Consider the following 24637-nt stretch of genomic DNA (forward strand, 5'->3'; position numbering starts at 1 on the left):
CATGCCGCTTTCCGTATCCCTGTCCGTCGACGGCGACGTCTCCGTGATCGAGCTCTCCGGCGAGCTGGACGCCCGTACGGCACCCGAGTTCCACCAGACCATCGAGAAGGCCGCCGAACACGGCACCGCGACCGTGGAGATCCGGATGCACGAGGTCGGCTACATGGCCAGCGCCGGGCTGCGCTCGCTGGTCTTCGCCCAGCAGAAGGTGGCCGACGGCGTGAGCATCCGGGTGGTCGGCGCCAGCGAGCCCGTCGCGCGGACCATCCGGACCGCCGGTCTGGACCGCAGCATTGCGCTGGCCGATGAGTGAGGGGTCCCGGCTGGCCGTGCGGGCACCCGAGTTACGGGTGCCCGCCACGCTGGCCGCGCTCGGCGACATCGCCGAGTACGTCGTGGCCCTGGCGCGGCGGGCACGCCTGGCCGACTCCGCCGTCTACCGGCTGCGGCTCGCCGTGGACGAACTGGCCACCAACGTCGTGGTGCACGGATACGGCGGGGCGGCGGGCGAGATCGTCGTGGGCGGAGGCGTCGGCACCGGCCGGGTGTGGGTGCGCATCGAGGACACCGCGCCGCCCTTCGACCCGCGCGACGGCCTCCTTGCGCCCACCCCGGACGTGCCGCTCGAGCGACGGCGCGTCGGCGGACTCGGCATCCACCTGGCACTCACCAGCGTGGACGAGTTCGCCTACGACCGTCGCGGCCGCCGGAACATCAGCACGCTCGCGATCCGAACCGGGCTCACATGCCCCTAGGAGACGCCCCATGCCCATCTCGACGGTGCTGCTCGTCGTCGACGAGCGCCCGCCCGCGCCCCCGGCCCTGCTCGCCGCCCTGGACGACGTGGCCGCCGGCGTGACCCGTCGGACGCTCGCCCAGCTCAGGAGCGAGCCCCCCGCCGCGCTGCCCACGGCGGACGTGCTGCTGGTCCCCGCCCTGAGCGAGCCCACGGCGGTGCAGGACGTGGTGCGCCGGCTGCGCGGACGCGGCGTGAGACCGGCCGTCGTCGCGTACGCCGCACAGGGCTTCGAGGCCCTGGAGCCCCATGTGCGGGCCGGACACGACTACCTGGTGCCGCCGTTCCTGCCCGCCCTGGTGGGCGCCCGGCTGACCAGGTGCTCGGAGCGCGCCGAACTCGGCCGCACCGTCGAGGAGGCCGACGCCCGCGCCGAACTCATCCGCTACGAGCGGGAGCTGGAGATCGGACGGGAGATCCAGGCGGGCTTCCTGCCCGACGCGCTGCCGGTGCCCGACGGCTGGGAGATCGACGTGACGTTCCGGCCCGCCCGCCAGGTCTCCGGCGACTTCTACGACGTGTTCGAGCTGGTGCACCGCAGGCGGCTGGCCATCGTGGTGGCCGACGTGTGCGACAAGGGCGTGGGCTCGGCGCTGTTCATGGCGCTGATCCGCAGCCTGCTGCGGCACACGGCCGAGAACAGCGGTCTGCAGCACCTGGTGGCCGCCGGCTCCTCGCTGGCCGCCGAACCGGCCGCCATTCCCGTGGTGGGCGCCACACCGCTGCTGAACGCGGTCACCGCCACCAACGGCTACCTCACCCGCAACCATCTGCGCCAGGGGTACTTCGCCACCCTGTTCTTCAGCGTCCTCGACCCGGTCACCGGCAGCCTGGTCTACGTCAACGGCGGCCACAACCCGCCGCTGCTGCTCGCCGCGGACGGCGGTGCGCCGACCCCGCTGGAGGTCACCGGCCCGGCCGTGGGCGTCCTGCCGGGATGCTCCTACGCCCTCGGGTACGCCCAGCTCGACCCGGGCGACACCCTGTTCGTCTACACCGACGGGGTACCCGAGGCCCGCTGCCCGCAGGGCCGGTTCCTCGGCGAGGACCGGATGCTGCGGCTGCTGTCCGGCCCCGGGCGGCGCGGCCGGGAGGTGCTGGAGCGCCTGGACGGCGCCGTGCGCGCGCACACCGGCGACGGCGAGCAGCACGACGACGTCACGATGCTCGCCCTGCACCGCCCGCCCACCGGGCCGCCCGCCGCCACCATGGCGGTGGCGTGATGGCGCGCACCGTCGTGCTGTACTCGCACCGGGGAGGCACCGGCAAGTCGACGATGCTCGCCAACATGGCGGTGCTGCTCGCCGCCGAGGGGCGGCGCGTCGCCGTCGTCGACACGGACATCCAGTCGCCGACGCTGGACGTCCTGTTCGGCCTGGGGCCCGGGGAGTGCTCGCTGACCGACTATCTGCTCGGGCGCTGCGAGATCGAGGACGCGGCGCACCGGGTGGGCCCGGAGGGCGTCCACCTCGTCCCCGCCCGCACGTCGCCCGCCTCGCTCGCCGAGATCATGGCGACCGGATACGACGTGGGCCTGCTGCCCGAGGCGTTCGACCGGCTGGTGGCCGGCCACGACCTGGACGTGCTGCTGCTGGACACGCACGCGGGGCTGAACAACGAGACGGTCACCGCCATGGCGAGCGCGGACCTGCTGGTGATCGTCGTGCGGACCGACCGCATCGATCTGGCGGGAGCCGGCGAGATCGCCCGGCTCGCCGGACAGCTCGCCTGCCGCCGCGCCCTGGTGGTCAGCATGGCCCCCGAGGGCGTCGACACCTCGGCCGTACGCGCGCGGGCCGAGGACGCCTACGGCGCGGCAACGGCCGGAATCCTGCCGTACGTCGGCCGGCTCGCGGCACTGGGAGGTGAGCGGATATTCGCTCGTGCCCACCCCGATGATCCTCTGGTGGCGGAATTCCGGAAGATCATTTCCGTGCTCGTTCCGCCGGTCCACAAGATCCCGGCGGGATAAAGGGAAGCGCCGGAAAGCGAGAATACAGGGAAGCAGATGGAATCAATAGCGGCAATAGCCCTGGCCGGCGGCAAGGGCGTACGGGCCCGTCCGATCACCCTCAACTCCCCCGACTATCTCCGGAGCAAGGCCGTCATGCAGGTGGCCGGCCAACCGCTCATCGAATGGGCGGTGACCTCGCTGCGGAGCCAGGGGGTGCACCGGTACTACGTCGTCGCCAACGGCCGCGAGAACCGCGCCCAGACGAAGGGGATCCTGGCCCACGGGGAGCGGCACGGCATCACCGTGCGCTACTCCAGGACCCGGTTCGACCACGAGAACACGGGCAGCGGCGAGGCCACCCTGCGCTGCCTCGACTACTGGGACCTGACCGGCCTGGCCCTGGTCTTTCCCACCGACTCCCTGTTCGACTTCGACCTCGGCGCCATGGTCCGCGCCCACCGCGCGGCCCGGGCCGATGTCACCGTCGCCACCGTGCCGCGCCCCGGAGCGGAGGCCGCGGGCAAGTACGGGGTGCTCGAACTGGGGCCGGGGAACCAGGTCGGCGGCTTCCTGGAGAAGCCGAGCCTCGCCGTCATCCGGTCACTGACCTGGGGCAGCGCCGGCGACCCGGTGCACACCAACGCCGGGATGTACCTGATCGACTGCGACCGGCTGCGCATGGCCGCCCGGGAGCCGGATCTCGCCGCGCTCGCCCGGCGGCAACTCGACTGGGGCGGCGATCTGCTGCCGTACCTGGTGCGGCGGGGGCACCGGGTGCTGGCCCATCCGATCGCGCGCTTCGGCGACCTGGGCAGTCCCCGGGACTACCTGGAGACGCTCAAGGACGTGCTCCTGGACCGGTATCCGCGGCTGAGCGAGCAGCTCGGCCGGCCGGCCGGGCCCGGCGGCGGTCACCGTGTGCACCCCTCGAGCCTGGAGATGAAGGACCAGGTCAGCGGGCGGACACTGGCGGAGAAGATCGAGGACGGCAGCGTCCGGATCGGCCCCGGGGTGCGGATCGGGCGCGATGTGGAGATCGGGCCCGGCGTGATGCTCGTCGAGTCCGACATCGGCGACGGCGTGGACATCGGCGAGCAGAGCACCCTGCGCGGGGTCGCCTGCGGCGACCACAGCATCGTCGGGCCCGGCGCACGCCTGACCGACGTGATCCTCGGCTCCATGGTCGACGTGCGCTCCACCCTCCCGCGGCCCGTCGTCCTGGACGACTACTGCGCGCTCGGCGACGAGGTACGGGTGCGACCGGGCACCCGGCTGCGCGGGGTGAGCGTCTTCCCGCGGCTGGAGATCGGCGACGGCATCCCGCGGGGCGCCAGCCTGTCCGACGTGCGCGACCTGCTGCGGTGCCTGTGAACGGGTGCACCGGATTCCCGGGCGGAAACCGGGTGTGTGAAAAGCGGAACACATGGCGCACCTGACGAAGTATCGGGCGTCTGTGCAAAGACGCTCGAAAAGACCGGTTCGGCGTGGTCACATCGAGAATGCCGGACCGGGCAGCACCCACCGAAATTCCCGGAGGAGAGAACAGCCATGAAGATACTCGTCGTCATGACGGCCAAGGCCACGCTTCATCTCCTGGACGGGGAGGAGCACCCTTCCGGCTTCTGGGCCGAGGAGTTCGTCGTCCCCTACCAGATCTTCAAGGCCGCCGGGCACGTCGTGGACGTCGCCACCATCGGCGGCAAGGCCCCGACCGTCGACCAGACCAGCATCGACCCGCAGTTCCTGCAATGGGTCCGCCCGCAGGGCTCCGAGGACCGCGACGCGGCGAACGCCGCCGAGTACGTCGAGGTCATCGAGAGCACGCCGCAGCTGAAGAAGCCGCTCGCGCTGGAGAGCCTGACCGCGCAGGACATCGCCGGCTACGACGGCCTCTACGTCAGCGGCGGCCACGGCGCCATCGGCGACCTGCCCAAGTCGGACGAGCTGGCGCAGATCCTGCGCTGGTGGCTGGCCGGCAACAAGCCGCTGGCGACCGTCTGCCACGGCCACACCTCCCTCCTCGCCCTGCGCGACGGCGAGGGCCGCTGGCCCTTCGAGGGCTACCGGATGACCGCGTTCTCGCACGCGGAGGAACTGGTCACGAACATGGCCGGACGGCTGCCGTTCGTCCTGGAGGTGGAGCTGACCCGGCTCGGGGCGCGGTACGAGAAGGCCGAGCTGATCTGGGACTCGCACATCGTGGTGGACCGCAACCTCACGACCGGCCAGAACCCGTACTCGTCCAAGGCACTGGCCGAGACCTTCCTGAAGCAGCTCGGCGGCGTGTGAGCGCTTCGCCGGAGGTCCGGTACGCCACCTGCGGGCGCGTCGTGGCCGGTCGCGCGGGCCCTCGCGGCGCCCGCCCCGGCCACCCGCTCCGTCCGTCCCCCACCGGAAGGGAACCATGAGCACGCTCGTTCTCAGCGACAGTCCCCTGGCCCACCCCGGGAAACTCTTCATCGACGGCACGTGGACGGCGGCCCGTGACGGCCGCACCGAAGCGACCGTCTCCCCCGTGGACGGCCGGGAGATCATCCCCGTCGCCCAGGCCGGCGACCAGGACGCCGACGCCGCGGTGAAGGCCGCGCGCACGGCGTACGAGGACGGGCCGTGGCGCCGGATGGCCGACCACGAACGGGCTCGGCTGCTCCACCGCGTCGGCGAGTTGATCGAACGCGACAACGACGCGATCGCCCTGCTGGAAACGGTGGACATGGGCAAGCCGTTCGCCTTTTCCAGCACGGTCGACGTCCCGATGGCCGCCCGGCTGATGCACTACTACGCCGGGGCGGCCACCCGGGTGGACGGCGGCACGCGGTCCCCGGCCGGCGGGCAGCTGGCCTACACGCTGCGGGAGCCGCTGGGCGTCGTGGCCGCGATCACACCGTTCAACTTCCCGCTGCTGCTGTCCATGACCAAGATCGCGCCGGCGCTGGCGGCCGGCAACACGGTCGTGCACAAGCCGTCCCCGGCGACACCGCTGACCGCCCTGAAGATCGCGGAGTTGTTCCAGGAGGCCGGTGTCCCGGACGGTGTCCTCAACGTCATCACCGGGCCGGGCGTCGAACTCGGCGAGGCGCTCGTCGGGCACCCGGGGGTCGACAAGATCGCGTTCACCGGCTCCACCGCCGTGGGCCAGGGCATCATCCGCCGGGCGGCCGCGACGCTGAAGAAGGTCACGATGGAACTCGGCGGCAAGTCCGCCAACATCGTCTTCGAGGACGCCGACCTGGACGCGGCCGAGGAGCTCGCGTTCTTCGGCATCTTCTACAACAAGGGCGAGATCTGCACCGCCGGTTCCCGCCTGCTGCTGCACCGCCCGGTGCACGACCGGATGGTGGAGCGGCTCGTGGCGCGCGCCGCGGCCCTGCGGCCCGGCGACCCCCGCGACCCCGGGACCCTCTTCGGACCGCTCGCCCACCGCGGCCAGTTCGAGAAGGTCTCCTCGTACGTGGAGCTGGGGCGGAAGGAGGGTGCCACGCTCCGCGTCGGGGGCGAGCCGTTCGCGCCCGAGGGCCTGCCGGCCGACGGGCTGTACTTCCCTCCGACGATCTTCACCGGTGTCGACAACGGCATGCGCATCGCCCAGGAGGAGATCTTCGGCCCGGTCCTGAGCGTCATCCCCTTCGACACCGAGGAGGAGGCCGTGCGGATCGCCAACGACAGCGCCTACGGCCTGGCCGCCGGCGTCCACACCCGCGATCTGCGCCGGGCGCACCGTGTGGCGGCACGGATCAACGCCGGCACGGTCTGGGTCAACTGCTACAACCAGTACGACCCCGCCGTCCCGTACGGCGGCTATCGGGCGTCCGGCTTCGGCCGTGAGTGCGGCCCGGAGTCCCTGGAGAGCTACACCCAGACGAAGTCGGTCTGGATCGGCATGGACTGAGCGCGACCACGCCGCCGTGTGCCCCCGTCGCACCCTTCGGCCGGGGGCACACCGTCATGCCCTCGGCGGTGGACTTCACCAAGTACTTTCAGACTTGACCAAGTGTGGCCGGAATCCCCGGTGACACTGGTTTGGACCGCAATTCTTCCGCGACTATGTGTTGGCCAAAGAAATTCAGGCATACGGTGCCGGCGACACGCCGCACCAAGACGTACTGAGACGCACTAAGACTTCGTCATTTTCTTACTGTACGAGTCACGTGAGGTGCTGTCCGAATGAAGACAGGTGTCATCGGTGCCGGCCGTATCGGCGCCACGCTGGCGAGGCTGCTCGTGGCCGCCGGGCACGAGGTGCGCGTCGCGAACGCGAGCGGCCCGGACCGGCTGGCCCCGCTGCTGGACGAACTCGGTCCCGCGGCGGCCGCCGGCACCCCGGGAGAGGTGGCGCGGGAGGCCGAACTGGTGGTCCTGATGGTCCCCTTCGACAGCGCCCGCACCGCGCTGGCCCCGGCTGCGGTACACGGAAAAGTCCTGGTGGACGCCATGAACGCGTTCGCCGACGGGGGCCGGCCGCTGGAGTCGGCGGGCCGCGGGTCCAGCGAGCTGGTCGCCGGGTGGTATCCGGGGGCACGCCTCGTGAAGTCCCTCAACACCATGCACTTCCAGACCCTCGCCACCGCGGGACGCGCCGCCACGGACGCCGGGGACCGGCTGGCGCACTATGTCGCGGGTGACGACCCGGAGGCCAAGAAAAAGGTCTCCGGAATGATTTCCGCATTGGGATTCGCATCGCTCGACACGGGTTCGCTGCACACCGGTGGTCTGCTTCAGCAGCCCGGCGGACCGCTCTTCAACAAACCGCTCACCGAACGGCAGGCCCATGCTGTCCTCGGATTCTGAAAGACCGATTGAAGGTCGGAATAGGGCGTGGTCATGAAGATATCCCTCACTGTGAACGGGGCGCCGCACGAAGTCGACGTCGAGCCCGGTGAACTCCTCGTGGAGCGGCTCAGGGACGGCCTCGGGCTGACCGGCACCAAGGTCGGCTGCGACACCGGCCAGTGCGGCACGTGCGTGGTCCGGCTCGACGGCAGGTCCGTCAAGAGCTGCCTGCTGCTCACCGTGCAGGCCGCCGGCTCCGAGGTCACCACGATCGAGGGAGCCGGCACGGACGGCGGGCTGACGAACCTCCAGGAGGCGCTGCGGGCCGAACACGGCACCCAGTGCGGCTTCTGCACCCCGGGCATGGTCATGGCCCTCGGCGAACTCGTGGGAGACGGCGCCGCCGCTCCCACCGAGACCGAGATCCGTGAATGGCTCACCGGCAACCTGTGCCGGTGCACCGGCTACCACGGAGTGGTCCGCGGAGTGCGGCGCGCCTGTGCCGGCGCCCCGACCGACGACGAGCAGGCCGAGCCCGCCGGCCGTGCGGCGAAGGAGTGATCACCTCATGACCACAGCGGAGGAACGTTCCGTCTCCGGTGGGCTCCTCGGTACACCGCTCGACATCCGCGAGGACGGGCAGCTGGTGCGCGGCGAGGCCACCTTCGTCGCGGACGTGCGGCTGCCGGGCATGGCGCACATGGCCATCCTCGGCAGCGACCACGCGCACGCCCGCATCAGGAGCATCGACACCTCGGCGGCCGAGGCCATGCCGGGTGTCCTGAAGGTCGCCACCGCCGCCGACTTCCCCGACGTCATGCCGCTGCCGTGCATCTGGGTACCCGGCGGCGTCGAGAGCCACTTCCCGCCGCACCCGTACGGCCTGCCGGGCGCCCGCCCGGTGCTGTCCGGCGACGTCGTGCGGCACGTCGGCGACCCGATCGCCGCGGTGGTGGCCGAGACGCCGAAGCAGGCGGCCGCGGCGGCCGCCGCCGTCGTCGTCGACTACGAGCCGCTGCCCGTGGTCACCCGTGCCGACCGGGCCCTCGAGGACGGCGCCCCGCAGCTGCACGAGGCCGTGCCGAAGAACCTCAACGCCTACTGGACGTGCGGCGACAAGGAGCGCACCGACCACGCCATCGCCGAGGCCGAGGTCGTCGTGGAACTCGACCTGGTCAACCAGCGCACCGTCAACAGCCCGCTGGAGCCGCGCGGCGCCGTCGGCCACTACGACGCCGCCACCGACGAGTACACGCTCTACGCCTCCACGCAGGGCCCGCACAACCACCGCTTCCTGCTGGCCGCGCTGGTCCTCGGCATCCCCTTCACCAAGCTCCGCGTCATCGCGCCGACGATCGGCGGCAGCTTCGGCACCAAGGGGTACCTCTACCCCGACATGCCGCTCGTACTGCTGCTGTCCAAGGCGCTCGGGCGCCCGGTGAAGTGGGTGGACACCCGCACCGGGCTGATGAACTCCACCGTGCAGGGCCGTGACCACCGCCAGCACGCGGTCGTCGCCGGCACCCGCGACGGCCGTATCACCGCGGTCCGCTGCACCAGTTACGCCAACCTGGGCGCCTATCCGTCGACCATCGGCCCGGGCGTCGCGACCGCACTGATGGGCCGCAGCATCACCGGCATGTACGAGATCGGCGCGGCGTTCTGCGAGGTGTACGCGGCGTTCACCAACACCGTTCCGCTCGGCGCCCAGCGGGGCAGCGGGCGCGCCGAGGCCGCGTTCCTCATGGAGCGCCTGGTGGACCGGTACGCCCACGAGATCGGCATGGACCCGGCCGCGGTGCGCCGCAGGAACCTGGTGCCGGCCGACAGCTTCCCGTACGACAACGGCCTCGGCTGGACCTACGACTCGGGGAACTACCCGGAGAACTTCGACCGGGCCCTGCGGCTCGCCGGTTACGACGACCTCGACGCACGCAGGGCCGAGGCGCGCCGCCGCGGCAAGCGGCTCGGCGTCGGCATCGCCACCTATGTCGCCGTCTGCGGTGTGGGCCCCTCGACCCGTATGTCGCAGGAGGGCATGCTCGGCGGCACCTGGGAGAGCGCCAACATCCGGGTCCACCCGACCGGCGAGGTCACCGTCACGGTCGGCTCCGCCTCCACCGGCCAGAGCCACCGGACCGTCTTCGCGCAGGTCGCCGCCGACCAGTTCGGCATCGACCCGGCCACCGTGCAGGTCCTGGAGGGCGACACGCTCAAGGCCCCGTACGGCCAGGGCACCTACGGCAGCCGCTCCTACAGCATGGCCGGACCCGCGATCGTGCTCACCGCGCAGAAGATCAAGGACAAGATGCGCAGAGCCGCGGCGGCGATGTTCCAGGTCTCCGAGGACAAGGTCGTCTACGCCGGTGGCAAGGTGTTCGTCGAGGGCGACGAGGAGAACGGCAAGTCGTTCTCCGACATGGCCATGGCCCTGTGGTACGGCTGGAACCTGCCGCCCGGGCTCGAGCCGGGCCTCGACGAGACGACCCACTTCGACCCGCCGGACTTCAACTACCCGTTCGGCACGCACGTCGCGGTCGTCGAGATCGACGAACTCACCGGCGAGACCGAGGTCGTGAGCTACACGGCCGTCGACGACGCGGGCCACATCGGCAACCCGACGATCGTGCAGGGCCAGATCGAGGGCAGCATCGTGCACGGTCTCGGCCAGGTCCTGATGGAGGCCGCCGAGTACGCCGAGGACGGCCGCCTGCTCACCAAGGACCTGCGCACGTACGCCCTGCCGCGCGCCGCCGACGTGCCGTTCTTCCGGCTCGGCAGGACGGTCACGCCGAGTCCGCACAATCCGCTCGGCGCCAAGGGCGCGGGCGAGATCGCCACCGTGCCGCCGGCGGCCGCGGTCGCCAACGCCGTCGTCGACGCGCTGTCGGACCTGGGGGTACGGCACATCGACATGCCGATCACGCCGGAGAAGGTGTGGCGCGCGCTGAACGGGACGTCAGGAGCAGCCCAGTGATCCTCACCGACTTCGACTACGTCAGGCCCACGACGCTGGGCGAGGCCACGGCCCTGCTCGCGGCACCGGGCAGCCGCGCCCTGGCGGGCGGGCAGTCCCTCCTCGTCGACCTGAAGACCGGAGAGGGCACCGCGGCCCGGCTCGTGGACATCCGCGGCATCGCCGCCCTGCGCGGCATCCGCCGCACCGCCGCGGGAGGACTCGCCGTCGGCGCCCTCACGACCCTCGCGGAGCTCGCCGCGGACCCGCTCGTGCGCGCCGAGGCGCCCGCCCTGGCCGCGGCCGCCCGTGCGGGCGGCGACCCGCAGACACGCAATCTCGGCACCGTCGGCGGCAACCTCGCCGCGGCCGGGAGCGCCACCGACCTGCCCGTCGCCGTGCTGGCCGCCGACGCGACGCTGCACATCGCCCGGCACGGCGGGAAGCGCGCCCTGACGGCCGGCGACTACGCGCGCGACGGCCTGCCCGAGGACACCCTCCTCACCTCCGTCGAGCTGCCCCCGAAGGGGCCCGACGAGGCCGAGGGCTTCCAGCGGACCGCCGACCGCGCCACCCGCTATCCGCTGTGCGCGGTGGCGGTACGGGTGACCCGCGGCCGCGACGGCACCGCGACCGGCCTGCGGATCGCGGTCACCGGCGCCACGGCGCGCGCACTGCGCCTGACGGGGGTCGAGGACCTGCTGACCGGCGGCACCGCCCGCACGGACGAGGTGCTGGCCGCGTTCCGCGTCCAGCCGGGCGACCTGTTCGTCCCCGGCCGGGGCGCCTCGGCCGAGTACCAGCGCCATCTGGCCGGGGTGCTCACGGCGCGCGCCCTGGCCGGGGCGACCGCCGGCTGATCCCGGCACCACCCCGGTGGGCCGGACCGGCCGGCCCGGTCCGGCCCGATCCGGCCCGATCCGAGCCGAACCGGTCCACCGGGGCCGTCACATCACCGATCACCGCGGCGAGACGAACGGGGGAGCACGACAGTGAGGAGCCACGCATCCGGCACGTCCCGGAAGCCGTCCGCGCGGTCCGGCATCGGCCGGATCGCCGTCACCGACATCCGCCCGCAGGTCGACGGGGGCGCGCGGGCCGCCAGAGCGGTGGCCGGCGAGACCGTCGAGGTCGCCGCGACCGTGTTCAAGGAGGGGCACGACGTCCTCGCCGCCGAGGTCGTGCTGAGGGGGCCGGGACCCCGTGGGCAGCGGCGCCGGGTCCGGCGCGCGCCCATGACGGAGGAGGTGTGCGGCACCGACCGGTTCACCGCGCACATCACCCCGGACGCCGAAGGCGTCTGGACCTACCGGGTCGAGGCGTGGACGGACCCGCTGGCGACGTGGCTGCGTGCGGCCCGCGCCAAGGTGGCGGCCGGTGTGGAACCCGATGTCACCCTGCTGGAGGGCGCCTTGCTGCTGGAACGGGCAGCGGCGGCGCTCCCGGCGGACGGGTCCGTCACCGGTCGGCGGGCACGCGCCGTACGGCAGGGCGCCACCCCGCGGCAGGGCGCCGGCACACCGCCGCCCGGCCCCGCGGGCGCGGGCGCGGGCGGCCCCGCCGAAGCGACCGCGAACGACGCGACACCGGGCACGCCCGTGCCCTTCGGTCCCGCCCCCACCGGCGGGCCGGGGCGTGCGGCCGTGGTCTCCGCCGGGCGGGGGGCCGCTCGCGGGCGGCGCCGGTCGTTCGACCCGGGCGACGACCGCTGGGACGTCTACGTCAAGCTCGCGGACATCCTGCGGGACTCCGCACGGCCGGCCGCCGAGCGGCTGGCCGAGGCGACGAGTCCCTGGGCCGCCGACGCCCTCGCCCGGCATCCGTTGCGGGACCACCTCACGCACGGCCCCGCGCTGCGGCTCCAGGTCGACCGGGAGCGGGCCCTGTTCGGTTCCTGGTACGAGTTCTTCCCGCGCTCGGAGGGGGCCCGCGTCGTCGACGGGGTGATGCGGTCGGGCACGCTCCGCACGGCCGCCGAGCGGCTCGGCGCGATCGCCGCCATGGGCTTCGACGTGGTGTACCTGCCGCCGATCCACCCCATCGGCACCACCCACCGCAAGGGCCCCGGCAACACGCTGACCGCCGGACCCCACGACCCGGGCTCGCCCTGGGCGATCGGCTCGCCCGACGGCGGGCACGACGCCGTCCATCCCGACCTGGGCACCCTCGCCGACTTCCGCGCCTTCGTCGCCAGGGCGCGCGTCCTCGGCCTCGAGGTCGCCCTCGACTTCGCGCTCCAGTGCTCGCCCGACCACCCCTGGACGACGGAGCACCCCGAGTGGTTCGCGCACCGCCCGGACGGCAGCATCGCGTACGCCGAGAATCCGCCCAAGCAGTACCAGGACATCTACCCGATCAGCTTCGAGACCGACCCCGAGGGCATCCACCGGGAGTGCCTGCGGGTGCTGCGGCACTGGATGGACCAGGGCGTGCGCATCTTCCGCGTCGACAACCCGCACACCAAGCCGCTGTTCTTCTGGGAGCGGCTGCTCGCCGAGGTCCGGGCCACCGACCCCGATGTGCTCTTCCTGTCCGAGGCGTTCACCCGGCCGCCCCTGCTGCACAGCCTCGCGCGGATCGGCTTCCACCAGTCGTACACCTACTTCACCTGGCGCACCGCGAAGGGGGAGATCGAGCGCTACCTGGGCGAACTGGCCGGGCTCGACGGCAGTCCCGCGGCCGACTACCTGCGGCCGAACCTCTTCGTCAACACGCCCGACATCCTCCCGGAGCACCTCGTCACCGGCGGGCGCGCCGGCTTCGAGATCCGCGCCGTGCTGGCCGCGACGGCCTCCCCCGCCTGGGGCGTCTACTCCGGGTTCGAACTCCTGGAGGCGGAGCCCGCGGCGCCCGGCAGCGAGGAGTACAAGGACTCGGAGAAGTACCAGTACCGGCCCCGCGACCACGCCGCCGCCGAAGCGGCCGGACGCAGCATCGGACCCCTGATCACCCGGCTCAACCGGCTGCGCCGCCGCCACCCGGCGCTGCACCGGCTGCGCAACCTCCGCTTCCACGCCACCGACAACGACCAGGTGATCTGCTTCTCGAAGCGGGTCGTCACCGCGGACGGCGAGGACACCGTGCTGGTCGTCCTCACCCTCGACCCGCACCACGTCCAGCGGGCCCGCATCACCCTGGACACCGGGGCGCTGGGGCTGCGCCCCACGGAGACGTTCATGGTCCACGACGCGCTCGGCGGCGGGCGGTACCGCTGGGGCCGCGTCAACGAGGTCCGGCTCGACCCGCGCGCCCGGGTGGCGCGGATCCTGACGATCCGCCGGGCCGCCGCCTCCCCCGGGCGGCCGGGCCGGCCGGGACGGCCGGAGAAGGCGGTGGCCCGATGACGACGGCCGTGCCGGACACCCCCGCGCACGGGGTCCGCGCGGGGTCCGGCCCGGCCCCGCGTCCGGCCCCGCGCTCGACTCCGCGTCCGGCCCCGCGCCCGGCCCCGCTCGTCGGCGAACTGGACCTGCACCTGCTGGCCGAGGGCCGCCACCGCAGGCTGTGGCAGGTGCTCGGCGCCCACCGCCGGGGCGACGGCGTCGCCTTCGCGGTGTGGGCGCCGAACGCCCGGGGGGTGCGCGTGGTGGGCGCGTTCAACCAGTGGCACGGCGCCGCCCATGCGATGCACCGGGTCGGCGACAGCGGCGTGTGGGAGCTGTACGTGCCCGGGGTGCCGGACGGGTGCCCGTACCAGTACGAGATCGACGGCGCCGACGGGCGCACCCGGCGCAAGGCCGACCCTCTCGCACGCGCCGCGCAGCCGCCGCCCGGCACCGCGTCGCTCGTGCACACCTCGGCCTACGAGTGGGGCGACGGGGAGTGGCTGCGGGGGCGTGGGGAGGCCGCCCACCGCCGGCCGATGGCCGTGTACGAGATGCACGCCGGCTCCTGGCGGCACGGCCTCGGCTACCGGCAGCTCGCCGAGGAACTCCCCGGCTACGTCCGGGACCTGGGGTTCACACACGTCGAACTGCTGCCCGTCGCCGAGCATCCCTTCGGCGGCTCCTGGGGCTACCAGATCACCTCGTACTACGCGCCGACGGCACGGCTCGGCACCCCCGACGACTTCAGGTGTCTCGTCGACGCGCTGCACCGGGCCGGCATCGGCGTGATCCTCGACTGGGTGCCCGCGCACTTCCCGAAGGACGCGTGGGCGCTGGCCCGCTTCGACGGCGGCCCGTTGTACGAGCACCCCGACCCGCGCCGTGCCGAGCACCCCGACTGGGGCACGCTCGAATTCGACTACGGCCGCCCCGAGGTCCGCGGCTTCCTCATCGCCAACGCCCTGTACTGGCTGCGGGAGTTCCATGTCGACGGGCTGCGCGTGGACGCCGTCGCCTCCATGCTCTACCTCGACTACTCGCGGGGCCCCGGCGACTGGACGCCCAACGCGCACGGCGGCCGTGAGAACCTCGACGCGATCGCGTTCCTGCGCGAGCTCAACGACACGGTGCACGCCTGCGTGCCGGGGGCGGTGACCGTCGCCGAGGAGTCCACGGCGTGGGAGGGCGTCACCCGGCCCACGGCGGAGGGCGGGCTCGGGTTCGACCTGAAGTGGAACATGGGCTGGATGCACGACACCCTCGCCTATCTCGCCGAGGACCCGGTCAACCGCCAGTACCACCACCACCGCATGACGTTCGCGATGATGTACGCCTACGCCGAGCACTACGTCCTCGCGCTCAGCCACGACGAGGTCGTCCATCTCAAGGGCAGTCTGCTCGCCAAGATGCACGGCGCCGACCGGTGGCGGAAGTTCGCGCAGCTGCGGGCGTATCTCGCCTTCATGTGGACCCATCCCGGCAAGCAACTGCTGTTCATGGGGCAGGAGTTCGGCCAGCCGGGGGAATGGTGGCACGACGCCGGGCTCGCCTGGGACGTCCTCGGCGACGTTCATCCCGAAGGGATGCTGCACCGCGGCGTGCTGCGGCTGGTGCGCGACCTGAACGCCGGCCACCGCGACCACCCCGCCCTGTGGCAGCGCGACAGCGACCCGGGCGGGTTCCGCTGGATCGATCCGGACGACACCACCCGCAACGTCCTGTCCTGCATCCGCTACGACGACGACGGCACCCCGTTCGTGGGGGTGTTCAACTTCAGCCCGGTCGTGCACGACGACTTCACCCTCGCCCTGCCACGCGCCGGCGCGTGGAGCGAGGTGCTCAACACCGACGCCGGCTGCTACGGCGGCAGCGGCGCCGGCAACCTCGGCACCGTGCGTGCCGTACCCATCCCCAGCGAGGGTCTGCCCGCGCACGCCCGACTGGTCGTGCCGCCGCTGGCAGGACTCTGGCTGGCCCCGCGTACCGAGGAGTTCCCACGGTGACCTCACCGCCTCGAACCGCCGCCCGCCCACCCGGCCGGGAAGCCGTACGGCCCGCGGGCCGCGCCGGTTTCCTGCTGGTCGGCGCCGTGCTGGCGCTGCTGATGTTCTCGTCCTCCGCGCCCTCCGCGCTCTACGTCCTCTACCAGGAGAAGTGGCACCTGTCCGCCGGCACGATCACGGTGGTGTACGGCGTCTACGCCGTCACCGTGCTGATCGCGCTGCTGCTCTTCGGGGCGCTCTCCGACACCCTGGGGCGCCGGCCGGTCCTCATGGTCTCGCTGGCCCTCGCGATCGTGTCCATGGTGCTGTTCGCGGGCGCCCAGGGCCTGGCCTGGCTGCTGGTCGCCCGTGCGGTCCAAGGGCTCGGGGTGGGGCTCGCCACCGGGGCGACCGGCGCCGCGCTGCTCGAACTCGCGCCGGCCTCCCGGCCCGCGCTGGGAGCCCTGGTCAACAGCGTGGGCCCGCCCGTCGGCATCGGGCTCGGCGCGCTGGGCGCCGGACTGCTGGTGGAGTACGCGCCCGCTCCGCTGTCCCTCACCTTCCTCGTGCTGACCGGCGCCTTCGCCGCCGCCCTGGCCTGTCTGCCGTGGCTGCCCGAGACCGCGCCCGGCGCCGACCGGCCGACGCGCTTCGCGCCGCACCGGGTCCGCGTCCCGGCCGCCGTGCGACGCCGGTTCCTGGTCCTGGTGCTCACCGTCGTCGCCGTGTGGTCCGTCGGCGGCTTCTACCTCTCGCTCGGTCCGAAACTCGTCCTGGTCCTGCTGGGCAGCACCAACTACCTGGTGGGCGGGGCGACGGTCGGTCTGCTGGCATGGGCGGCCACCGTCACGCAGTTGCTGCTCGGCAGGGTGCGTCCGCTGCCCACGGCGATGTTCGGGCTCATCGTGATGATCAGCGGCCTCGGCCTGGTGCTGCTGTCCCTCGGCACCGGCTCGGCGGCCCTGTTCCTCGTCGCCACGACCGCGCTGGGCAGCGGCTGGGGCGCCGCCTTCCTCGGCGCCATCCGCGCGCTCATGGCGCTCGCCGCCCCGCAGGGGCGCGGTGAACTCACCGCCGTCATCTATGTGTTCGGCTATCTCGCGATGAGCGTGCCCGCCGTGCTCGCCGGGCTGCTGAGCAACGCCTACGGGCTGCGCGCCACCTCCGTCGGCTTCATGGCCGCCGTGGCCGCCCTGTGCGGGCTCGCGCTGGCGGGTGCGGTGCTGCTGGCGCGGCGCACGGCAGGCGGCACCGCGCAGGACGCACCGGCGGACGGCGTGCCCGGCCCCGCACCGCGGCGGAGGGCATCATGACGCGATCCGCACGGACCGGTGAACTGCGCGAGACGCTGCGCTCCCTGGAGATCTTCGCCGGTCTCACCGAGGACCAGCTGGACTGGCTCACCTCGGTGTCGCACCCCACCACGTACCAGGACGGCGAGGTGCTCTTCCACGACGGCGACGCGGCGACCCACTTCTACGTCCTGCTGGACGGCGGCCTCGTCGTCACGAAGGTCGTCGACGGCCGCGAGGAGGTGCTCACCCGTCACTCCACCCACGACGACCCGGCCGAGCAGCACGACAACAAGCCCTCCGCCGCCCACCGCTTCACCGGGGAGCTGCCGCTGCTGACCGAGGGCGGCTATGTGGCGACCGTCGCCGCGAGCGGCCCGACCACCGTGCTGGCCTATCCCAAGGCGGTGTTCTTCGAGATGGTCGCCCGCTGCCAGGGCGTCGCCGCCGTGCTGCTGCCGGTGCTCGCGTGGCGCATCAAGTCCTCCGAGGTGCAGGCGCGCAACCGCGCGACCGTGGAGGCGCTGGGCACGCTGGCCGCGGGACTCGCCCACGAACTCAACAATCCCGCGGCGGCGGTGGCCCGCGCGGCCCAGGAACTCGGCACGGCCGTCGAGCGCCTCGTCGCCGGGGCGCAGGACTGGGGTGCCGCCGCGGCCCCCGGGGAACGCACCGCCTTCGACCGCCTCGTCGCCGACCTGGACGGCGTGCCGCCGCCCACCGGCATCGACCCGCTCGACCAGGCCGACGCCGAGGACGAGATCGGCGACTGGGCCGACCGGGCGGGTGCCCGGCGCCCCGACACGCTCGCGGCGGCCGTCGCCGACCTGGGCCTGGACCTCGACTGGCTGGGCAGACGCCTGGCGGCGGTGGGGCAACAGGCCCTGCCGGCCGCCCTGGACCATCTGGCGGCCGTCCTGGAGACCCGGGCGCTCACCGCGGAACTGCGTGCGGCCGGGCCCCGGATCTCCCAGCTCGTCGCGGCCACCCGCGACTACGCCAACCTCGACCGGGCGCCCGAGCAGCAGTTCTCGGTCACCGAGGGCATCGACAACACGCTCACCATGCTGCGGTCCAAGCTGGGCCGGGTGCGGATCGTCCGCGAGTACGCCCCGCACCTGCCGCAGCTGAGGGGCTACCCCAGCGAGCTCAACCAGGTGTGGACGAACCTCGTCGACAACGCCGTCGACGCCATGGACGGCGCGGGCACGCTCACGCTGCGCGCCCACGCCGAGGGCAGCTGCCTGGTGGTCGAGGTCGCGGACACCGGCCACGGCATCCCGGCCGAGACGCTCCCCCGCATCTTCGAGCCCTTCTACACCACGAAGGACGTGGGCAGGGGGACCGGTCTCGGTCTGCACCTCAGCTACCGGATCGTGACCCAGCGCCATCGGGGCTCGATCACCACACGCTCCGTGCCGGGCGACACCCGCATGATCGTCCGGCTTCCGCTGGGCGGCACCACGGACGGTGCCGCCTGCGCAGGTACCGAACAGTGAACAGCCCATCACCGAAAAGGAGTCGGCCATGTCCACGTACGACATCTCCACGCTGCACCCGGTCTTCCAGCGCCAGATGGAGGCGCTGGCCGCGCTCGACATCGACGCGGTCATGAAGAACTACACCGACGACGCGGTACTGCTCCGCTTCGAGGGCGTCTCGGAGGGCATCGAGGCGGTGCGGGAGACCTTCACCGGATATCTCACGCTGAAGCCGGCCCTGGTGGAACTCCAGGAGTACGTCGAGACCGACGACACCATCTTCTACCGCGCGATCATGAACCTGAACGGCGAGCCGGAGCACGCGTTCGGCACGCTGGTCGTGAAGGACGGCCGTATCTGGCGGCAGACGGCCGGATTCGGAAGCTGATCCACCGGATTCGGCGGCTGCCCGGATCCGGCAACAGAGGGAACCGTCTCCGGTACCGTGCACGGAGAGGCTTCGACCGGCCTCTCCGTGCGTGTCGGTGACTCCACGAGGAACTGAGGGAGAAGTCGTGGAAAAGGAAACCGGGCGGGTCGAGGCGTTCAGCGACGGCGTCTTCGCCATCGTCATCACCATTCTCGTCCTGGAGATCAAGGTTCCCAAGGACGAAGGATCGCACCTCTGGCACGGGCTCGCCGAGCAATGGCCGCATTACGCCGCGTACGTGGTGAGCTTTCTTGTCATCGGCGTCATGTGGGTCAATCACCACACCATTTTCGGCCATCTGAAGAGAGTGAACCGAACGCTTCTCTTTCTGAATCTCGTGGTGTTGATGGTGGTGTCGGTGATTCCCTGGACCACCGCCGTCCTCGCCGACCATCTGCGGGACCCGGGGTCGGCGAAGGTCGCGGCGATCCTCTACAGCTCCCTCACGGTCGTCTACGCCGTCGCGTTCCTGGGTTTCTGGTGGTACATCACCCACGTCGGCCACCTCTTCCACGACCACGTCGACCGGGACGGTGCCCGCGCCACACGGCTGCGCTTCGGCCTCGGCTGCATCGCCTACCCCTGCACCCTCGCGCTCGCCTTCTTCTCCGCCCCGCTGACCCTGGCCGCCCACGGCTTGATCGCCCTGTACTACGCGGCGAACCAGATCCCGATCCCGCTGGTCAACGACGGCCCCAGCGGCGACGGCGACGACGACGGGACGGAGGAGGAAGCCGAGGGGCACGTGACCGCCGTGCCCTGACCGCGTCAACGGGGCGTTTTCGGCCAGCGCCGCACGTCTTCGGACGCGCTGACGCGATGCGGCCGCCCCGGTTCGCGCCGCACACGCCGCAGCGTCCGGCACCGGCGCGCCGATTTCCGTGACATCCCGGGCAGTTCCCGGGCCGCGCATACGCAACCCGCACCCGCATCACCGCTGGTCGGCCACGCCCGGAAAGATCACCTCACGCACCCGGGCCGTTTCCGGCCTCCGTAAGCAGTTCAGTCCCGAACATCTTGCGAGATGGGTGAAAACCGGACGGGACCGGTGACCTCATGAAGTATATGCAGCGGCCTACAGCCGTGGCATTTGGTCAAGTAGGGTAACCAATCAAGCCGTTAGCGGGGGAGGCGTACATGCCGAGCGATACGCTCCGGATAAACTCGACCAGAGAACTCTCCGCGCTCCTGGACGAGATGATTTCCCTGTTCTTCGAATCATTACCCAGGCGAGATCAGAGAAGGTGGGCCCGGGTCTATCTGAACGGCCTTGTGTCAACGGCGGGTAAAAAAACGATCCGGAATATCGCCGGCGCGGACGCAGGTTCGGTCGAGCAGAGTCTGCAGCAGTTCATCAGCAAGTCGCCCTGGGACTGGACGCCGGTGCGCCGTTCGCTGGCCCAGCACCTCGAACGCAGCGTGCAGCGCCCCTTGGCCTGGGTGGTCCAACCGGTGATCATCGAGAAGGCCGGGGACCGCTCGGTCGGCGTGGGCCGGCAGTTCGTTCCGCAGCTCGGCCGCATGGCCAACTGCCAGCAGGCCACCGGGGTCTGGCTCGCCTCCAGCGAGGCCGGCTTCCCCGTCGAGTGGAGCCTGACCCTGCCGGGGCCCTGGACGTCGGAGCTGCTGCGCCGGCGCAGGGCCGGCATCCCTGACACCGCGCGGTCGCGCACGCCGGCCCAGGACGCCGTCCACACCGTGCTGCGCATGGCGGAGGCGTGGCAGTTGCAGCGGCGTCCGGTCGTCATGGAGGTCTCCAACGCGGACCTTCCGCAGACGATGGAGACGTTCATGCTGTACGGCATCCCCTTCGTGCTGAAGGTCGACGGGTCGCTGCCCGTCGCGCTCGCCACTCCGGGAAGCCACAAGCCCGCCCTGTACACGACGTCCGCGCGTGAGCTGATCGACTCCCTGCGGTCGCAGCGGCGCCTGGTCGAGTGGCCGAGGCACGGCCGGGCCGACGGCGCCGTCACGCCCCTCGCGGCGGCGGCCGTGCACGCGACGCCGGGCGAGGACCGCACGGCCGCCTCGGCGCAGCCGCTGGTGCTCTTCGGGGCCTGGGCCGGGGCGGCGAATCCGCTGCCGTCCGAGTTCTGGGTCACCAACATCCAGGACATGCCGCTGGCCCAGCTGTTCCTGCTGGCGAAGCTCACGGACCGGGTGGCACTCGACTTCGACGACGTGTGCGAGGCGGTGGGCATCCGGGACTTCGAGGGCCGGTCCTTCCGGGGCTGGCACCACCACATGACCCTCGCCAGCGTGGCCCATGCGGCCACGCTGCTCGCCTCCAGGCCGCGGACGTCACCGCATCCGGCGGCCCGGGTCGGGGGTACGCCGGCACCCGTCGAGGGCGCGTCGGCACGGGTCGGCGGTGCGCCGGCACGGGTCGACGGCGCGCCGGCGCGGGTCGGCGGTGCCGGGAGGCTGCGCCGCCCCGGCCGCGTCGGCACGGGCGGCGTCGGCCCGATCGGCGGGGAGAGAATCGAAGAGACCCACCGGGCGGGTCGGGAGCGGCAGTCGGGGCGGCTGGAACGGACCGGCCCGCTGGCCGGGCCCGCCTCGACCGCCGTCATCCGGATGCCCCTGCTGCGCGAGTTCACGCCCTGAGCCCCAGCCGGTCCGGAACTCCCACGAAGGTCAGGTGGAACCATGCTGGACATCGCGTCCGAGCTGCGTGAATGGTGCCTGCGGGAGCGCGACTTCGCGCTCGCCACCGTGGTGTCGGTGGCCGGCAGCGCTCCCCGGTCCCCCGGTGCGGCGCTGGCCGTGGACGAGACGGGCGCGGCCCTCGGCAGCGTCTCGGGCGGCTGCGTCGAGGGCGCCGTGTACGAACTGTGCCTGGAAGTGCTGGAGACCGGCGTGCCGGTGCTGCACCGCTTCGGCTACAGCGACGACGACGCCTTCGCCGTGGGGCTCACCTGCGGCGGTGTGCTCGACGTCCTCGTCGTGCCGGTGCGGCGCACGGACGCCTCGCGGCCCGCGGTGTCGGCAGCGCTGGACGCCGCGGCTCGGGGACGCTCCACGGCGCTGGTCCGCGTCGTGGAGGGGCCGGCCGGTCTGCTGGGGCGCGGCGCTCTCGCCGTCCGTGCCGACGGGGCGTACGAGGGCAGTCTGCACGGCACCGCCGCGCTCGACACCACGGCCGCGGCCGAGGCGGCGGTCCTGCTCGCGCAGGGGCGCACCGCGACCGTGCGCGTGGGCGCCGAGGGCGGGCTGTGCGGCGAGCCGGTGACGCTGTTCGTCGAGTCCGCGGGGGCGCCGCCCAGAATGCTCGTGTTCGGCGCCGTCGACTTCGCCGCCGCGCTGGTGCACGCGGGGCGGTTCCTGGGGTTCCACGTCACCGTGTGCGACGCCCGCCCCGTGTTCACCACCGCGGCACGCTTCCCGGACGCGGACGAGATCGTGGTGGACTGGCCGCACCGGTACCTCGACGCGGAGGCGCGGGCGGGCCGGCTGGACGGGCGGACGGCGCTGTGCGTGCTGACCCACGATCCGAAGTTCGACGTGCCCCTGCTCGGCCTGGCGCTGCGCCTTCCGGTCGGCTACGTCGGTGCCATGGGCTCCCGGCGCACCCATCACGACCGCCTGGCGCGCCTGCGGGCGACGGGCGTCCCCGACGAGGCACTCGCCCGGCTGCGCTCCCCGATCGGCCTCGACCTGGGGGCGAGAACCCCTCAGGAGACGGCGCTCTCCATCGCCGCGGAGATCGTGGCGGCACGGCACGGCGGCACGGGCGTCCCGCTGTCGGCCACCGGGGCCGCCATCCACCGCACGCCTCCGCCGACACCGACGGCCCCGACGCCCCTCCCGGCCGACGTCCCGGCCGACGTCCCGGCCTGAGAGCCCGGCCGACGTCCCGGCCGACGTCCCGGCCGACATCCCGGCCGGAGGACCCGGACGGACGACCTGGCCGGAGGACCCGGACGGACGGCCCGGACGGACGGCCCGGCCCGAGGACCCGGACGGACGACCTGGCCCGAGGACCCGGACGGACGACCTGGCCCGAGGACCCGGACGGACGGCCCGGACGGAGGACCCGGACGGACGGCCCGGCCCGAGGACCCGGACGGACGACCTGGCCCGAGGACCCGGACGGACGGCCCGGCCCGAGGACCCGGACGGACGGCCCGGCCCGAGGACCCGGACGGACGACCTGGCCCGAGGACCCGGACGGACGGCCCGGACGGACGGCCCGGCCCGAGGACCCGGACGGACGGCCCGGACGGACGGCCCGGCCCGAGGACCCGGACGGACGGCCCGGCCCGAGGGCCCGGCACGACGCCCCGGCCCGGGGACCCGCGTCGCCGTCGGCGGGCGGTGCCCGGGCCGCCGGGCCCGCCGGCCGCGGGGCCCGGTCAGCCCGAGACGGCCTTCGCCCAGCCCCGGGCGACCGTCCGCTGCGCCTTCTCCAGCTGTGCGTCCGTGGGGAACTGCGGTGTGCCCTCGACCGTCGGCAACCGTGCGGCGGCGGCCTCGTCGAGGGTGCCGTCCTCCTTCATGGTGTCCAGGAGCACCGGGCGGGCGTACCCGTACAGCCGGAGGTTCTGGCCCGCCACGCCGAAGAGGTACTCCTGCCACAGGCGAGCGGCCGCCGGGTGGGGGGCGTTCTTGTTGACCGCCTGCGCGTAGTACTGGGCGAAGCTGCCGTCGAAGGGGATCGCGACCCGCCAGTTCTCGCCCCTGTCGCGGAGCTGGTCGGCGTAGCCGAGGTTGAGGTAGTCCCAGTTGATGCTGATCGGCGTCCGGCCGTCCAGGACCGCCGTCGCGGTGGACGCGACGGGGTTGAGGTTGCCGCGCTTCTTCAGCTCGGCGAAGAAGTCGAGACCTGGCCGGATGTCGTCGAACGACCCGCCGTTCGCCAGCGCTGCCGCGTAGACGGCGGCGAAGGCGGAGTTCGCCCGGGTCGGGTCGCCCTCGAGCGCGACCTTGCCCCGGTAGCCGGGCTTCAGCAGATCGGCGAAGGTGTCGGGGCAGGGCTTGACGCGGTCGGCGTCGCAGCCGATGGAGATGTAGCCCCCGTAGTTGTTGGCCCAGCGGGCCTTGCGGTCCTTCTGGCCGTCGGGGATCGAGTCGAACGCGGCGACCCGGTACGGCGCGAGCAGGTGCTGCCGGGCCGCGGCCCGCGCGAACGTGTCCCCCACGTCGATCACGTCGGGTGCCGTCGGCCGCTTCCCGCTCTTCCGCACGGCGTCGAGCTCGTCCTCGCTGTGGGCCTGCGGATCGACGACCGTGACCTTGATCCCGTACTTCTTCTCGAAGCCGTCGATGAGTCCGCCGTAGTTGGCCCAGTCACGGGGGAGCGCGATCGCCCGGAGCGCGCCTTCCCGCTTCGCCGCGGCGACCAGCGCGCCCATGCCGCCCGCGTCGCGGGCCGAGGTGGCCACCGACGGCTTCTCGGGTCCGGCGGGCGGTGGGCCCTCGCAGGCGTTCACGCCCAGTGCCGCGAGGGCGAGGCAGCCGGCGAGGGCTGCTGCTCGGGCACGGGGTGCTGTCACGACGACTCCACGGAGTGGGGTGGTGGGACGAGGGCGGTCAGCCCTCCGCTGTGCCTCCTGGCCTCCTGGCCTTCTGCGTCGACGAAGTGGTCGTCCAGGCCAGCGTACCCGGCCGCCCCGATCATGGGGCCGACCCGTGAAGCCCGCGAGCTGCG

General features: G+C 72.7%; 20 protein-coding genes. 19 read left to right on the forward strand and 1 reads right to left on the reverse strand.

Annotated elements, in window-relative coordinates; translation table 11 throughout:
* Window position 1 precedes the first annotated feature (1 nt).
* The 19 genes from ACFYMU_RS06775 (at window position 2) to ACFYMU_RS06865 (ending at window position 22827) form a co-directional block, all read left to right on the forward strand.
* Complete coding sequence (locus ACFYMU_RS06775; RefSeq protein ID WP_388368871.1) at window positions 2-313, forward strand: STAS domain-containing protein; 312 nt, start codon at window positions 2-4, stop codon at window positions 311-313.
* Window positions 306-755, forward strand: a complete 450-nt coding sequence (locus tag ACFYMU_RS06780) for an ATP-binding protein (RefSeq protein WP_388368874.1) — start codon at window positions 306-308, stop codon at window positions 753-755. The genes ACFYMU_RS06775 and ACFYMU_RS06780 overlap by 8 nt, the downstream gene beginning before the upstream one ends.
* A gap of 10 nt (window positions 756-765) precedes the next feature.
* Complete coding sequence (locus ACFYMU_RS06785; protein WP_388368876.1) at window positions 766-2019, forward strand: PP2C family protein-serine/threonine phosphatase; 1254 nt, start codon at window positions 766-768, stop codon at window positions 2017-2019.
* Entirely contained in the window at window positions 2019-2768 is a 750-nt protein-coding gene (locus ACFYMU_RS06790) for a MinD/ParA family protein (protein WP_388368879.1), read from the forward strand. Before ACFYMU_RS06785 ends, ACFYMU_RS06790 begins: the two co-directional genes overlap by 1 nt.
* Window positions 2769-2804: 36 nt before the next feature.
* Window positions 2805-4121, forward strand: coding sequence for a sugar phosphate nucleotidyltransferase (locus ACFYMU_RS06795; protein WP_388368882.1), 1317 nt, complete (start codon window positions 2805-2807; stop codon window positions 4119-4121).
* A 177-nt stretch (window positions 4122-4298) separates the two neighbouring features.
* Window positions 4299-5039 carry a type 1 glutamine amidotransferase domain-containing protein gene (locus ACFYMU_RS06800; protein WP_388368885.1) on the forward strand — a complete coding sequence of 247 codons (741 nt, stop codon included), beginning with the start codon at window positions 4299-4301 and terminating at the stop codon, window positions 5037-5039.
* A 115-nt stretch (window positions 5040-5154) separates the two neighbouring features.
* Complete coding sequence (locus ACFYMU_RS06805; protein WP_388368888.1) at window positions 5155-6639, forward strand: aldehyde dehydrogenase family protein; 1485 nt, start codon at window positions 5155-5157, stop codon at window positions 6637-6639.
* 275 nt (window positions 6640-6914) lie between these two features.
* Window positions 6915-7538, forward strand: coding sequence for an NADPH-dependent F420 reductase (locus ACFYMU_RS06810; RefSeq protein WP_388368891.1), 624 nt, complete (start codon window positions 6915-6917; stop codon window positions 7536-7538).
* Between the two features lie 33 nt (window positions 7539-7571).
* Window positions 7572-8081, forward strand: coding sequence for a (2Fe-2S)-binding protein (locus ACFYMU_RS06815; RefSeq protein ID WP_388368894.1), 510 nt, complete (start codon window positions 7572-7574; stop codon window positions 8079-8081).
* Window positions 8082-8088: 7 nt separating this feature from the next.
* On the forward strand, window positions 8089-10497 hold the full coding sequence (locus ACFYMU_RS06820; protein ID WP_388368897.1) for a xanthine dehydrogenase family protein molybdopterin-binding subunit: 2409 nt from the start codon (window positions 8089-8091) through the stop codon (window positions 10495-10497).
* Window positions 10494-11336, forward strand: a complete 843-nt coding sequence (locus ACFYMU_RS06825) for an FAD binding domain-containing protein (protein WP_388368900.1) — start codon at window positions 10494-10496, stop codon at window positions 11334-11336. The genes ACFYMU_RS06820 and ACFYMU_RS06825 overlap by 4 nt, the downstream gene beginning before the upstream one ends.
* 132 nt (window positions 11337-11468) lie before the next feature.
* Entirely contained in the window at window positions 11469-13820 is a 2352-nt protein-coding gene (locus tag ACFYMU_RS06830; RefSeq protein ID WP_388368903.1) for a maltotransferase domain-containing protein, read from the forward strand.
* Window positions 13817-15805, forward strand: coding sequence for a 1,4-alpha-glucan branching protein GlgB (glgB, locus tag ACFYMU_RS06835; RefSeq protein WP_388368906.1), 1989 nt, complete (start codon window positions 13817-13819; stop codon window positions 15803-15805). Before ACFYMU_RS06830 ends, glgB begins: the two co-directional genes overlap by 4 nt.
* On the forward strand, window positions 15802-17097 hold the full coding sequence (locus ACFYMU_RS06840; RefSeq protein ID WP_388368909.1) for an MFS transporter: 1296 nt from the start codon (window positions 15802-15804) through the stop codon (window positions 17095-17097). The genes glgB and ACFYMU_RS06840 overlap by 4 nt, the downstream gene beginning before the upstream one ends.
* Window positions 17094-18575 carry an ATP-binding protein gene (locus tag ACFYMU_RS06845; RefSeq protein WP_388368910.1) on the forward strand — a complete coding sequence of 494 codons (1482 nt, stop codon included), beginning with the start codon at window positions 17094-17096 and terminating at the stop codon, window positions 18573-18575. The genes ACFYMU_RS06840 and ACFYMU_RS06845 overlap by 4 nt, the downstream gene beginning before the upstream one ends.
* A 28-nt stretch (window positions 18576-18603) precedes the next feature.
* Entirely contained in the window at window positions 18604-18945 is a 342-nt protein-coding gene (locus tag ACFYMU_RS06850; protein ID WP_388368913.1) for a nuclear transport factor 2 family protein, read from the forward strand.
* Window positions 18946-19072: 127 nt separating this feature from the next.
* The gene (locus ACFYMU_RS06855) at window positions 19073-19750 is read left to right on the forward strand and encodes a TMEM175 family protein (protein WP_388368916.1); all 678 of its coding nucleotides are present in this window, start codon (window positions 19073-19075) and stop codon (window positions 19748-19750) included.
* Between the two features lie 434 nt (window positions 19751-20184).
* Window positions 20185-21594, forward strand: a complete 1410-nt coding sequence (locus tag ACFYMU_RS06860) for an IS701 family transposase (protein WP_388369161.1) — start codon at window positions 20185-20187, stop codon at window positions 21592-21594.
* Between the two features lie 42 nt (window positions 21595-21636).
* The gene (locus ACFYMU_RS06865; protein ID WP_388368919.1) at window positions 21637-22827 is read left to right on the forward strand and encodes an XdhC family protein; all 1191 of its coding nucleotides are present in this window, start codon (window positions 21637-21639) and stop codon (window positions 22825-22827) included.
* A 515-nt stretch (window positions 22828-23342) separates the two neighbouring features.
* On the opposite strand, the gene ACFYMU_RS06870 is transcribed toward ACFYMU_RS06865, so the two are convergent.
* Window positions 23343-24482 (reverse strand): ABC transporter substrate-binding protein, encoded by a 1140-nt coding sequence (locus tag ACFYMU_RS06870; RefSeq protein WP_388368922.1) that lies wholly within the window; start codon window positions 24480-24482, stop codon window positions 23343-23345.
* Window positions 24483-24637: the final 155 nt, after the last annotated feature.

Origin of the sequence: Streptomyces sp. NPDC007264 (assembly GCF_042869095.1) — a bacterium.
Classification (GTDB): Bacteria; Actinomycetota; Actinomycetes; order Streptomycetales; family Streptomycetaceae; genus Streptomyces.